8 protein-coding genes and 1 pseudogene are annotated in these 13,026 nt (G+C 73.0%); 5 read left to right on the forward strand and 4 right to left on the reverse strand.

Annotated features, from left to right (window positions below; genetic code table 11):
* The first annotated feature begins 45 nt into the window (after positions 1-45).
* Positions 46-1,266, forward strand: coding sequence for a bifunctional glutamate N-acetyltransferase/amino-acid acetyltransferase ArgJ (gene argJ / locus AYO52_RS08555; protein WP_067716002.1), 1,221 nt, complete (start codon positions 46-48; stop codon positions 1,264-1,266).
* Positions 1,263-1,736: a nuclear transport factor 2 family protein gene (locus AYO52_RS08560; protein ID WP_067715934.1), complete on the forward strand. Its 474-nt coding sequence runs from the start codon at positions 1,263-1,265 to the stop codon at positions 1,734-1,736. Before argJ ends, AYO52_RS08560 begins: the two co-directional genes overlap by 4 nt.
* A 28-nt stretch (positions 1,737-1,764) precedes the next feature.
* Here AYO52_RS08560 and AYO52_RS08565 read toward each other — a convergent pair whose 3' ends face one another.
* Genes AYO52_RS08565 through AYO52_RS08575 form a run of 3 tightly spaced genes read right to left on the reverse strand, consistent with a single transcriptional unit; the run spans position 1,765 to position 5,347 of the window.
* Positions 1,765-2,793 (reverse strand): alpha/beta hydrolase, encoded by a 1,029-nt coding sequence (locus tag AYO52_RS08565; protein WP_067715937.1) that lies wholly within the window; start codon positions 2,791-2,793, stop codon positions 1,765-1,767.
* Between the two features lie 53 nt (positions 2,794-2,846).
* A complete protein-coding gene (locus AYO52_RS08570; RefSeq protein ID WP_082923885.1) occupies positions 2,847-4,724 on the reverse strand; it encodes a long-chain-acyl-CoA synthetase in 1,878 nt (625 codons plus the stop codon).
* The gene (locus AYO52_RS08575) at positions 4,721-5,347 is read right to left on the reverse strand and encodes a TetR/AcrR family transcriptional regulator (protein WP_082923886.1); all 627 of its coding nucleotides are present in this window, start codon (positions 5,345-5,347) and stop codon (positions 4,721-4,723) included. Before AYO52_RS08575 ends, AYO52_RS08570 begins: the two co-directional genes overlap by 4 nt.
* Before the next feature lie 219 nt (positions 5,348-5,566).
* On the opposite strand from AYO52_RS08575, the gene AYO52_RS17680 reads away from it, so the two are divergent.
* Both AYO52_RS17680 and AYO52_RS18845 read left to right on the forward strand, forming a co-directional pair.
* Positions 5,567-5,734 carry a DUF2613 domain-containing protein gene (locus tag AYO52_RS17680; protein WP_082923887.1) on the forward strand — a complete coding sequence of 56 codons (168 nt, stop codon included), beginning with the start codon at positions 5,567-5,569 and terminating at the stop codon, positions 5,732-5,734.
* Between the two features lie 35 nt (positions 5,735-5,769).
* Positions 5,770-8,088: pseudogene (locus AYO52_RS18845) on the forward strand (DUF3367 domain-containing protein); the annotation flags it as partial.
* Positions 8,089-10,256: 2,168 nt separating this feature from the next.
* On the opposite strand, the gene AYO52_RS17685 reads toward AYO52_RS18845, so the two are convergent.
* Positions 10,257-11,570, reverse strand: a complete 1,314-nt coding sequence (locus tag AYO52_RS17685) for an acyltransferase (protein ID WP_082923888.1) — start codon at positions 11,568-11,570, stop codon at positions 10,257-10,259.
* 103 nt (positions 11,571-11,673) lie between these two features.
* Here AYO52_RS17685 and AYO52_RS08590 point away from each other — a divergent pair, with 103 nt between their 5' ends.
* Entirely contained in the window at positions 11,674-13,005 is a 1,332-nt protein-coding gene (locus AYO52_RS08590; RefSeq protein ID WP_067715944.1) for a DUF3068 domain-containing protein, read from the forward strand.
* Positions 13,006-13,026: the final 21 nt, after the last annotated feature.

Consider the following 13,026-nt stretch of genomic DNA (forward strand, 5'->3'; position numbering starts at 1 on the left):
CGGTCGCATACCGCCGGCGGACCCCGGCGGGGGAGAATGGTCACCATGACTCCGCCGAACGCCGCCGTCGCCGCCCAGACGATCCCGCTCCCGCCGGGCTTCCGCGCCCACGCGGGTGCCGCGGGTCTGCGTGAGCGCGGGGATGACGTCTTCGTCGTCGTCAACGACGGTCCCTCCCCGGCGTCGTCGGCGGTGTTCACCCGATCCCTCTTCGCCGGACCGTCGGTCGTGCTCAGCCGCGCCAACGCGGCGAGCGGTCGGGCGCGCGGCGTGGTGGTCGTGGCCAAGAACGCCAACGTCGCCACCGGCGAACAGGGCATGGCCGACGCGCGCGAGGTGCTCGAGCATGCGGCCGCCGCCGTGGGGGCGGCGCCGGAGGAGATGCTCATCGCCTCCACCGGCGTCATCGGCCGGCGGTACCCGATGGACCTCCTGCGCACGCATCTCGACGGCCTGGCCGGTGCCGGGTTCGACGCCGACGCGGTCGCGCTGGCCACCGCGATGATGACCACGGACACCCATCCCAAGACGGCGCGGGTGGAGGTGACGACGACGACGGGCGGCACCGCCGAGATCGTGGGCATCGCCAAGGGCGTCGGAATGGTCGAACCGGACATGGCCACGATGATCGCGGTGCTGTTCACCGATGCCGCGGTGGAGCCGGGGGTGCTGGACTCCGCGTTCAGGGCCGCGGTGGACGAGACCTTCAACTGCCTGTCCGTCGACACCGACACCTCGACCTCGGACACCGCGATCGCCCTGGCCAGCGGCGCGGGCGACCCTGTCGGCGAGGTCGAACTGCGTGAGGCGTTCGAGGCGATCTGCCTCGACCTGACCCGCCAGCTCGCTCGCGACGGTGAGGGCGCCACCAAGCTCCTGACCGTCGAGGTCACCGGCGCGCGGGACCGGACCCAGGCCAAGCGGGTGGCCAAGGCGATCCTCAACTCCCCGCTGGTCAAGACCGCGGTCCACGGCGCCGACCCCAACTGGGGACGGGTCGCCATGGCGATCGGCAAGTGCCACGACGACACGGACATCGACCCCGAGCGGGTCCGCATCGTGTTCGGCGACCTCGAGACCTACCCGGCGTTCCCCGGCGAGGCCGAACTCGAGCGGCTCACCGAGATCATGCGGGCCGGGGAGGTCACCATCGCGGTCGACCTGGGTGTGGAGAGCGGCGCCGGCGTGGCCGGCGGGGCCTGCACCGTCTACGGCTGCGACCTGAGTCGCGAATACATCTCGATCAACGCTGATTACACGACATGAGCCGGCTGCACGACGGGAGCGCGGTGGAGGACCTCGAGGCGATCCGGGCGGTCTTCGCCCGGCGCCTGTACGTCATGGACACCAAACAGTGGGACGCCTACGGACCGTGCCACACCGAGGATGTGGTCAGCGAGTCGTGGGCGGCGAGCGGCGGCGCGGCCGAGGTGCGCGGGCGCGAGGCGCTCACCGCCGCGATCCGCGACACCCTCGACGGTCCGAACCCGGTGACGAGCGTCCACCATGGCCACACGCCGCTGCTGGAGCTGACGGGCCCGGACCCGACCACCGGTGAACCCACGGCCACCGGCATCTGGGCGATGGAGGACCGGTTGTGGTGGTCGGTCGACGGCCGTGAACGGCGGCTCCACGGCTGGGGGCACTACCACGAGCGGTACCGGAGGGTGGACGGGCAGTGGCTGATCGCCTACCGGCGGCTCGAACGGATCCGCGTGGACACCGGCTGGAATTGACACCGCCTGGAACTGACACCGCCTGGAGCTAACCCGCCGGGTTGGGATTGCGGCGGGCCATCGCCAGCAGCGTGTCGCGGGTGTCGTGCCACACGGTGCCGCTGATGTCGCCCCACGGGTCGTGCCCGCCGGGGACCAGTGAGACCCGGGCCGGGTCGCCGGCGCGGCGGGCCGCCCGGACATACGACTCGGACTGCTCGGGCAGGACCACCTTGTCGTCGCGGCCGTGGACGCACACCACCGGCACGCCGGCGGGAAGATGGGTGGTCGGTGAGGCGTCGACGTAGCGCTGGCGGCGATCGTCCGGGCGGCCACCGAGGAGCCTGTGGACGTACCGGTCGCCGGTGCGCTCGGCCATGAGCAGGTCCGTCACCCCGGCCAGGGAGACGCAGCCGGTGACCGGCACGACCGGTCGGGACCCGGGCAGTGAGGACGACAACCGCGCCCGCCCCGCGACCCACAGCGCGAGGTGACCGCCGGAGGAGTGCCCGGCCACCACCACCCGGCGTAGGTCCAACCGGCCGTCGAGCTGCGCGGAGACCTCGGCGAGGTGGTCGACGGCATCGCAGACGTCCGCCACGGTGGTGGGCCATCCGCCGCCGGAGTCCACCCGCCGGTACTCGACGTTCCACACCGCCACGTCGAAGGACGCCAGGTCGCGTGCATGGTTCTCCATGTACGCCAGGCCGAGCGAGTCCTTCCACCCTCCGCCGTGGACGAGCACCACCACCGGCAGCGCCGGGTTCGCGGAGTCGGGCAGGTACAGGTCGCCGAACGTCTGGCCATCGGTGTCGCCCGGATCGGCGTAGTAGTGGCGGCGGGGCTCCCGCACCGCGACGGCGCCCTCGGGCGGCACGTACGGGCGCGGCCCCACCGAGTCCGCATCCTGGCCGGAACCGGACCCCTCGTCGTCGTCACCCGCCCCGATCATCGACGTCAGGGCCCACCCCGCCGCCCCGCCGAGGCCGGCCGAGAGGCCGATCAACAGCGAGCGGCGGGACAGGTCGGGCCGGGCGCGGCGCGACGTTCGGCGGCTGGGCATGCGACTACTGGGCATGCGGCGGCTGGACCTCCTGGTAGGGGGGCGCCGGCCGGGTCGGGCGGGGGGACTCAGACGGTGCCGGCGACGACGTCGTTCTCCGCGCCATCGTAGAACGGGACGTACCCGTTCTCCTTGGACAACACGTAGAGCGGGTCATCGAACTTCGAGGTGTCGAACGCCTGATCACGTAATTCGTTCTTGCGGCTCTTGTAGGTCGAGGTCTGCTCGAGCTCCTTGGACAGCCGGACGAACAGGGGCACCGCGTACGAGGGCAGCGAGTCGCGCAGGTGCTTCGCCATCGCCGCACCGTCGAAGTCGGACTTGTCGTGCAGACGCACCGCCGCCATCCCCGCCTTGCCGTCGGCGTCCGGGACGGCCACGCCGTAGACCACGGCCTGGTCCACCTCGGGAAGGGAGCTGACCGCGGCCTCGACCTCGGTGGTGGCCACGTTCTCGCCCTTCCAGCGGAAGGTGTCGCCCAGGCGGTCGACGAAGGACGCGTGCTTGAGTCCCTGGTCGAGCATGAGGTCGCCGGAGACGAACCAGGCGTCACCGTCGCTGAAGGCGTCGCGGACGATCTTCTTCTCCGTGGCCTCGGCGTCGGTGTAGCCGTCGAAGGGCTGGGAGTCGGAGATCCCGCTGATCAGCAGGCCGGTCTTGCCCTTGCCGACCTTCGTCAGACGGCCGTCGTCGCCCCGGCGGGGCTCACCCGTCTCGGGGTCGTAGTCGACGATCGCGAAGTCCATGGGGCAGTAGCCGGTGGTCCGTGGGACGTTGAAGGCGTTGACGAACGCGATGTTGCACTCGCTGGCCGCGTAGAACTCGCAGATTCGACCGATCCCGAACCGCTCCTGGAACTCGTGCCAGATCTCGGGGCGCAGGCCGTTGCCGGTCATGACGCGGATGGAGTGGTCGCGGTCGCCCGGGCCGGGATCCTGGTTGAGCAGGTACCGGCAGATCTCGCCGATGTAGATGGCCGCGGTCGCGCCGGCCGCGCGGGCCTGGTCCCAGAACTTCGACGCCGAGAAGTGCTCCTCGATCGCCATGCAGGCACCCGCGGCGAGCACGCAGCCGAGGCCCACCGTGAGGGCGTTGTTGTGGTACATCGGCAGCGGACAGAGCAGGACATCGTCCTTGCGCAGGCGCACGCCCGACAGGCCGAACCCGGCCATCGCCTTGTTCCAGCGGTAATGGGACATCGTCGAGGCCTTGGGCAGGCCCGTCGTGCCCGAGGTGAAGACGTAGTAGGCGGTCTCGTCCCCCACGGTGTCGTCGGCTTCCGGCGGGTTGGTGTCACCCACGTCGTCGCCCAGTGCGTCGAGCTCGTCCTCCAGCCAGGTCAGGTCGGACAGCTCCTCCGGGCGGTGGTTCGCGCGGAACTCGCGGAAGGGCAGGTCGATCGGGGAGCTGACGGCGACGAGCTCGCCGACCCAGTTCTCCCGGGGGACGGACTGGACGGCCTCGGCGCACTCGGCGCCGACGAGCACGACCTTGGACTCGATGATCTTCTGCGAATGGTCGAGGACCTCGCCGCGCTGGTGGTGGTTGAGCAGGCCCACCGACGCGCCGACCTTGACCGCACCCAGGATCGCGAGCATGACCTCGGTGCGGTTGACCATGCAGATGCCGACGGTGTCGCCCCGCTGGACCCCGCGCGCCCTGAGCACCTCGGCGAAGCGGTTGGCCCGCCGGTTGGCCTCCCCGTAGGTGATCTCGGTGCCGAGGAACTTCAGGAAGGGGGCGTCGGGCCGGTCGGCCGCGAGCTTCTGGAAGCGGCGGCCGATGGACACCTTGTGGCTGCTGCGCGAGGTGCGGACGATGCGGAGACCGTTGAGGACGGACGGCAGGTCGGCGACCAGGGAGGGCAGGCCCTTGGCGAGGTCGGCCGGGCTGAGGGTCCTGGCGGCCTCGGACCGGCGGGCGGTGGCGGTGGACGTGTCGGTCACGGCTTCTCCTCTGTGGCGGTGGTGAGTGACTTCGCTGGGTCGCCCGCGAGGCCACGCCAGGCGAGCTCGACGACGACCCCGGCGGCCACCGACGTGGGGATCGAGCGGTGCGCGACGCGGTCGGCGACCGCCTCGCCCGCCCCGACGAGGGCGGTCGCGACGACCTCGAGCACCTCGCGGCTGCGCTCGTCGACGGAGTTCTGCGCGAGGAGGTCGGTGGTCAGATCCACCAGGACCGACCGGGTCTTCTCGACCTCCTCACGGAACTGGGGTTCGGCGAATGCCTGACGGTAGACGACGTTCCACGAGTCCGTGTGCTGGTCGACGAACTCCAGGAACGCCTGGACGACGCCCTCGAGTCTCCGCCGTGGCCCGGCGCTGCCGGTCGCGGCGTCGGTGAGGTGGTCGATGAGCCGCCCGGACTCCCGGACCACGCACGCGGCGAACAGTTCCTCCTTGGAGCCGTAGTACAGGTACAGCATCGGTTTGGAGATGCTCGCGTGGCGGGCGATGGTGTCCATCGAGGCCGACCGGTAGCCGAGATCGGAGAACACGCTGATCGCGGAATCGAGCATCTGTTGCTCGCGGATCGCGCGTGGGATGCGTTTGGTCCCCGTCGTCACAGGTCTCCTCCCGGCGGGCGCTCTGCGGTGCGGTGTGGTGCGGTCTGGTGTGGCGCGGTGTCATGTGCCACACCCAACTTACCCGCCGGTAAGGACTTATGGGAGCCGCTCCACCGATCCGGCGGGCCGCGGGTGCTACTCTTCCGGCGTCGGTGTGCTCCACAGCACCCGCCGTGAGACATCGTCAGACATTGTCACGTGAACCGCAGGGAGAACCCGATGAGCTTCGGTACCGGAGCGCTCGCCAGCGCAGTCGGCGGAATCGTCCTCGGCGGCATCGTCGCCTTCGGGGTCAACACCGCCATGGCCGAGAACTCCATCCCCGAGGTCGCGCAGCCGCCGGCCGACCAGGCCCTGCTCGGCCAGGTCGAGTACGGCGCGCGCTGATCCCGCGCAGCCGTCAACCCCTCACGCCGGCGTAGGTGATCCGCGGGGCCCGATTCGGCGCCGGCGCGCGTGACGCGGTCGTCGCGTTCCTCGCTTTTCTCCTGCTGGCGTGCCTGCAGTCCCCGGGTCTGGTCGTCCCGGACACCAAGTACGACCTCGTCGTGGACCCCGGGCGCTTCCTCGCCCAGGCCACCCACCTGTGGACCGGGCTGTCCTTCTCCGGCCAGGTGCAGAACCAGGCGTACGGATACCTGTTCCCGCAGGGCCCGTTCTTCGCGGTCTTCGACCTGGTCGGGATGCCGGCCTGGCTGACCCAACGCCTGTGGTGGGCCGTCGTGCTGACCGTCGCCTTCGTCGGCGTGGTCCGCGTCGCCGCCGCGCTGCGCATCGGCACCCGCGTCACCCGCCCGGTCGCGGGCGTCCTCTACGCGCTCGCGCCGCGCATGCTCGGCGACCTGGGCTCGATCTCGTCGGAGATCTGGCCGGTCGCCCTCGCGCCCTGGGTGCTGCTGCCGGTCATCCGGGTACTGCAGGGGCGGATGTCGCCGCGCCGGGGCGGGGCAGGTGCCGCGCTGGCGTTGGCACTGATGGGTGCGGTCAACGCCGTCGCCACCGCGGCCGCCTGCCTGCCCGCGGTGCTGTGGTGGGCCCTGCACCGTCCGGACCGCACCTGGGCGCGGCTCGCCGCGTGGTGGCTGCCGCTGTCTGCGGCGGTGTGCGTGTGGTGGGCGATGCCGTTGGTGCTGCTCGGCCGGGTCTCGCCCCCGTTCCTCGACTACATCGAGTCGGCTCAGGTCACCACCCGGTGGTCCTCGGTGACCGAGGTGCTGCGTGGCGCCTCGACGTGGGTCCCGTTCGTGTCGACCGACCGGACCGCCGGCGCGGACCTCACGAGCGAGCCGGTGTTCGTCCTGGCCACCGGGGTGCTCGCCGCGGCCGGCGTCGTGGGGTTGCTGTGGCGCGGGATGCCCGCACGGGGCCGGCTGCTGGTGATCGGCGCCGTCGGCCTGGTGGCGATGGCGGCGCCGTGGGTCGGGCCCGCCGGTGGCGGCCTCGCCGAGACCCTGCGCGCCGTCCTCGACGGCCCGGGCGCCGCGCTGCGCAACGTCCACAAGTTCGAGCCGCTACTGCGGTTGCCGCTGGTACTGGGCGTCGCCCACCTGCTGTCCTGTCTGCTCGCGGGACTCGCCCGGGGCGGCGACGGGGCCGCCCCGGGCGAGACCCCCCGCGTCCGCGTGGTGGACGCGCTGGCGCACCCGGAGCGCCACCGGTCGGTGGCCGTGGCGATGGTGATCGTGCTGGCCGCGGGTGTGTCCGTGGCCCCGGCGTGGCTGGGCAGGCTCGCGCCGGTCGGCGCGCATGAGTCGCTGCCCGACCACTGGCCGGACGCGGCGCGGTGGCTGTCGGAGAACGCGCCGGTGGACCGGCCGGGTGCGGACGGCGAGGACGGGGAGGACGGGGAGGACGGGGAGTCCGACCCGGCCGGCACCACGCGTGCGCTCGTGGTCCCCGGCGCGTCGTTCGCCCGCCAGGTGTGGGGGGTCACCCGGGACGAACCCCTGCAGCCGTTGGCCCGGACGCCGTGGGCGGTCCGCGACTCCGTGCCGTTGCAGCCGGCCCCCGCGATCCGCGCCCTCGACGCCGTGCAGCAACGACTGGCCGACGGCCGCGCCGCGCCCGGGATGGCCGCCACACTGGCGTCGCTGGGCGTCGGTTTCCTCGTGGTGCGCAACGACCTGTCCGAGGACGCCGCCGCGCCGCGCCCGGCGCTGGTGCACCAGGCGATCGACGGCTCGCCCGGGTTGGTGAAGGTCGCCGAGTTCGGCGACCCCGTCGGGGGATCCCGGGTCGGTGACGACGGGGTTGGTGACGACGGGGTTGGTGGCGACGGGGGTGGTGACGACGGGGTTGGTGACGACGGGGCCAGGAACGACGACGAGGTGGTCGTGGTGCCCGATTCCGGGCTGCGGCCGGCTTATCCGGCGATCGAGATCTACCGGGTCGACTCACGACTGGGATCGGATGCGGCGCCGCCCGGACCGCCCCGCTCGGCGACCGCGCCGTACACGGTGGAACTCCGCGACCTCCAGGTCGTCGCCGGAGGGCCCGAATCACTGTCCCGGTTGGACGACCTGCTGGCGTCTCAGGACACCGTCGGCTCGCCGTCCCGGGTCACGCGCCTGCTCGAGGCCGACGCGCTCGCCGCCGGCGTCGACCCGGCGTCCGATCCGTTCCCGCGGCCGCGGCCGCTGAACTCCACCGGCCCGGTCTTGACGGACTCGCCGGCGGATCGCGAGACCGACTTCGGCCGGGTCGACCACAACTCCTCGGCCGTCCGGGCCGAGGGCGACCTCCGCCGCAGCCGCGGCACGGTCCCCGACTACCCGGCGACCGTCGCCGAGGACGACCCGGCTCTCACGCGGGCCCGATGGTGGGACGCCCGGGTCACGGTGTCGTCCTCGGCGGCCGACTCGGCCCAGACCGGACCGGTGCGGCCGGCGCACTCCGTCGCCGCCGCCGTCGACGGTGATCCCGACACCGCCTGGCGATCCGGCGGGTACGGGTCCGCGTTCGGTGAATGGATCGAGATCGACCTGCCCGAGCCCCTCGACCGCGGCGTCCTGACGCTGACCGTCCCGGACCCCGCCGCCGGACCGCCCGTCAGCAGACTGGAGGTGCGCACCGACACCGGAACCACGACGGTGTTCCCCGCGGTGGGCGAACAGACCTCCGTGCCACTGCCGCCCGGCCCCACCGGGCGGGTCAGGGTGACGGCCACGGGCTTCGCCGACGGCGGCCGCGGCACCTACCTCGAGGTCTCCGAGATCGGACTGACCGCCGGTGGCCAGGACATCCCACTGCTACGGACCATCGCCCTGCCCGGCCGGCCCGAGGACTCCCGCGCGCCGTCCGGCTGGCTGCTGCGCCAGGAACTGTCCGGCCGCTCGGACTGCGTCCACGCCGGCAGCCCGGTCGAGGGACTCGCCGGGGCCGAGGAGTCCACCGGCGCCGCCAGGTGCGCCCCCGGCCTGGCGATCGACCCCGAGGAACCGGGCCGCTTCGCCCGCCTGCTCGACGTCCCCGCCGCCACGACAGTGATCCCGCGACTGCTCGTGCGCCCACGTCCCGGCCCCGCCCTCGACGACGTCCTGCGCGGGGACCCGGCCACCCGCGCACGGCAGGTCCGCGCGACGGGCGAGTCGCTCGTGGACGACCCCGCGGGCAGGCCGTCGGCGGCCGTCGACGGCGATCGTTCCACCAGCTGGCACGCGCCGGACGTTCCCGCGCCGTCGCTCGCCCTGAGCCTGCCCGGTCGCCAGCTCGTCGGCTCGCTCCGCCTCTGGGCACCCCGCTCCGCGGCCCCCGCCGCGCCCGAGGTCATCACCGTCGACACCGGGGTCCAACGCACCCGCGTCGACCTGGCCACGCTCACCCCGGAGGAGGACGGCTCCGTCGTCGTCGACGTCCCCGCCGACCACACCGATCGGATCACCGTCCGCGTCGACGACACCCGGGACGTGCGCGGTCCCACCGGCGCGCGGCTGCCCACCGGCATCGCCGAGGTGTGGGTACAGGACCCCACCGGCGCCCGCATCGGCGCGCTGCCCGCCGCCGACGACGAGCCCGTCACCCTGACCTGCCGGGACGGGCCGAAGCTGCACCTCGGCGACCGGGTCGTCGGCACGCGGATCACCGCCAGCCGACGGGCGCTGCTCGAGGGCCGCGCGGTCACGGCCGAGCTCTGCGACGACTCCGCCGTCCGGCTGGACGCGGGACCGCAGGAGGTCTCGGTGGACCCGGGTCAGGCGTTCTCCGTCGACACGGTGGGCCTCGTCGTCGTCGACCCGGGGACCGGGAGCCGCACGGGAGGCACCGGGGGCGGCCCCGCGCCGATCCTCGGCGGTGCCCCGCACCCCGCCCGGGCCGTCGCCACCGCGCTGTGGGACGACTCGCGGCGCGAACTGCGCATGCCGTCCGCGCCGCGCGAACGCGTCCTGGTGATCCCCGAATCCGTCACGCCCGCGTGGCAGGCCCGGCTCGTCGCCGACGACGGCACCGACCTGGCCGACCCGCGTCCGGTCACCGTCGACGGGTGGAAGCAGGGCTGGGTGCTGCCCGCCACCACCACCGGCGCCACCCTCGTGCTCACCGTGCCGCTCGATGCGCCGTACCGCGCGGCGCTGCTCACCGGGCCGCTCGCGCTGCTGCTGGTCCTGCTGCTGTTCCTCGTCCGCGGCAGCCGTGACCGGGCGGGGGCCCGCGCCACGCCGTGGCGCGGGCGCGGACCGTTGACGGTCGCCGCGACCGCCGCGTTCGGGTTCGCGGTGGCCGGGCCGGTCGGGCTGGGGGTGACCGCCGGGATGACCGTGGGTGCGCTGGTGGCGAGTCGGTACCTCGGAGCCGGGCGGGCCCGGCACCTGCTCGTCGTGGGGGCCGGGGCGGGGATCGTCGCCGGCGCCGCGGTGCTGTCCCGCGCCCCGTGGCCGGACCCGCTGGGCTACGCCGGTGACGGCTGGGGGCCTCAGGTCGCGACGGTGGCGGGGCTCGTCTGCGCCGGGCTGGCCGTCAGCTGGCCGTCCGCTGGCCGTCCGCGCGGCGCGCGCCGGGGTGCCAGCCAGCGTCCGGCCGGCACCTCGACCAGCGCGTAGCTGGCAGCCGCGACCACCGTCGAGACCACCGCGGTCACCAGCCAGATCCGCAGCATCTGTCCGGAGAACATGGGCACCGCCGCGATCTGGAACGCGAAGTGCAGGACCAGGACGTGCCACAGGAACACGCCGTACGACCACCGGCCCAGGGTCGTGAGGACGGTCGAGCCGAGAATGGCGAAGCGCAGCCCGCCGCCGTCCGCGGTGCCCGGGCCTGCGGGGGCGGTGGACGGCGCGCCGGCCGGGGCCAGCGCGGCCGGCGCGCCGGCCGGGGCGAGCGCGGCCGGGGCCAGGAGGCAGAACGCCACCACGGCGCCGAGCGCGGTGCGGATCGCGAACTCCGGACCCGACGGGTGCACGAACCCCTCGGTGAACCACTGCGGCACCGTGCTCACCAGGAACGCCGCGGCCGCGACCGCCCACCACCCCCACCGTGCGTGGCGGTGGCGGGCCAGCGCCGCCGCCCGTCCGGGCGGGGCGCAGGCGAGTTCGGCCAGGATCATCCCCGCCGCGAACCACGACGCGAACGCCGGCGGCAGGATCTGGTCGTTGAGCCGGTCGTGCAGACCCAGCTCGTACCACGGCAGGAGCGCCCACCCCAGGCTCGCCACCCCCACGACCGCGATCGCCGGGATGCGCCACCGCGCCGCCCGCCCGCGCAGGCCCGCGAGCGCCCACCACAGCAACGGCAGCACCAGATAGAAGCTCATCTCCACGGACAGCGACCACGCGTGCGTGAGCCCCTCGACGAGGGAGTCCGGGACGTACACCTGGGTGAGTGTCAGGTTGGACGTCCACGTGCTGGCGGAGCTCCGTGCGTTCCGGGGGATCAGCAGGAACACCGCGGCCACCAGGACCAGATACGCGGGCATGATCCGCACCAGTCGGGAGCGCAGATAGTCGCGGGCGGACCGGGCGGTCCCCGTGCCTCCCCGGCGTGCGTGCAGAGCGTGCGCGCGCCACAGCAGGAAGCCCGACAGAGCGAAGAACACGGCCACGGACAGGTCGAATCGGCCCCAGACGCGGTTGAGGAACGACCCCGTCGAGGCCCCGGTCTGGAACGCGACATGGGTGGTGAGAACGCCGAACGCGGCGACCGCACGGAGCCCCTCGAGCGCCGGCACGAAGCCCGTCGCCGAGGGCAGTGTCCCGACTCGGTGGTCGGGGGTGCCAAATGCGTTCTTCATCACTGTTAATCTTCTCCTGATGATGGTCCGGTCTGGCAGCCGACCCGGGGACGTTACCCGGGCGTGACCACGGACCGAGGGCGCGACTCCAGGAGGACAACCGATGGCACGACAGAGCAGTTCCGCGGGACGGAGGTCGTCAGTGCCCGCGCTGGTCCTCGTCGGGCTCGGCGCATTCTTGATCACTATCGCACTGGCGCTCGTGTTCTTCGTGGTGCCGGCGCAGAAGAAGACCCCGCTGGACATCAATTCGACGACCGTCACCGAGGTCGCGCCGGGGGCGGTCCTCGTGGGCAGGGCACTGGCGGGCAACGCACCCACCGAGCTCAACGCGGACCGGCCCGAGTGCCGCCCCGAGGACGGGGCCGAGGCCGCGTCCGGGGACGAGGGAGAGGCCGACGCGCCCGAGGGTGAGGCGGTCGAGACCCAGGACGGCGCCGAGGCCGACGACTCCGAGGTGCAGTTCCCCGTCTCGTGCTTCATCGACAACGACATCCCCCTGTACTCGCAGCGTCGGGTGATGGCCGTCGAGCCGTCGGACGCCGACGTCATCACCCTGCAGGCCGCCCAGTCGTTGCTGCGCGAGGACATCGCGGGCGGCGACGAGGTCGAGTCCCTGATCAACGCCACCGTCGACCGCATCACGCTGGACCGCGTCACGGCGCAGCCGGTCGACGAGGCCACCAGCACCCTGCAGGTCGTCGCCGGCGGCGCCGACGACACCGCCCCCACGGGCTTCGTCCGCGAGGGTCTGCAGTACAAGTTCCCGTTCGACACCGAGCAGCGGGCCTACGACTACTTCGACGCCAGCACCTTCACCACCAACCCGATCGAGTTCGTCGGCGAGACGTCCGTCGGTGGGATCGAGGCCTACGAGTTCACCCAGGACCTCGGCCCGATCGACATGTGGTCCTCGATCCGCGACCACTTCGCCTCGATCTCCGACGGCTACGACCCCGCCGTGGAGTCGGTCCTGGCCAGCTACCGCCGCGAGGGCATGACCGCCGGCCAGTGGGGCCTCGAGGGTGACCCCGAGCGCGAGGTCGACATGCGGCGCTTCTACACCAACACCCGCACGGTGTACGTGAACCCGGCGACCGGCCAGATCATCAACGGCAAGGAGGACATCTTCCAGTTCTTCGCCGAGGACCAGGCCGAGGCCGACGCCTTCTTCTCCGACAAGGCCCGTCTCGAGGAGGAGAAGGCCGAGCCGACCCGCACGGCCGTCCGCTTCCAGTCCGGCTGGAATGACGAGACCCAGGAGAGCACCCTGGCCGCGGCGCAGGACAGCGCGGACACGCTCAACACGTTCGGTCGCGTCGTCCCGGCGGTGCTGGGCATCCTCGGCCTGCTCTCGCTGATCGGTGGCATCGTGCTGGGCCTGCGCGGGAGCCGCGGCGGCACCGGCGGACGGACCACCCGGACCCGCGCCTGATTCGTCCTACCCCGCGGCCCC

Source organism: Dietzia sp. 111N12-1 (assembly GCF_001658045.1).
Lineage (GTDB): Bacteria > Actinomycetota > Actinomycetes > Mycobacteriales > Mycobacteriaceae > Dietzia > Dietzia kunjamensis.

What these genes read in the sequence shown, in the direction of transcription:
- argJ (WP_067716002.1), top strand. Translation starts at nt 46, where the DNA reads ATGACTCCGCCGAACGCCGCCGTCGCCGCCCAGACGATCCCGCTCCCG.
- AYO52_RS08560 (WP_067715934.1), top strand. Translation starts at nt 1,263, where the DNA reads ATGAGCCGGCTGCACGACGGGAGCGCGGTGGAGGACCTCGAGGCGATC.
- AYO52_RS08590 (WP_067715944.1), top strand. Translation starts at nt 11,674, where the DNA reads ATGGCACGACAGAGCAGTTCCGCGGGACGGAGGTCGTCAGTGCCCGCG.
- AYO52_RS08565 (WP_067715937.1), bottom strand. Translation starts at nt 2,793, where the DNA reads ATGCCCAGTAGTCGCATGCCCAGCCGCCGAACGTCGCGCCGCGCCCGG.
- AYO52_RS17685 (WP_082923888.1), bottom strand. Translation starts at nt 11,570, where the DNA reads ATGAAGAACGCATTTGGCACCCCCGACCACCGAGTCGGGACACTGCCC.
- AYO52_RS17680 (WP_082923887.1), top strand. Translation starts at nt 5,567, where the DNA reads ATGAGCTTCGGTACCGGAGCGCTCGCCAGCGCAGTCGGCGGAATCGTC.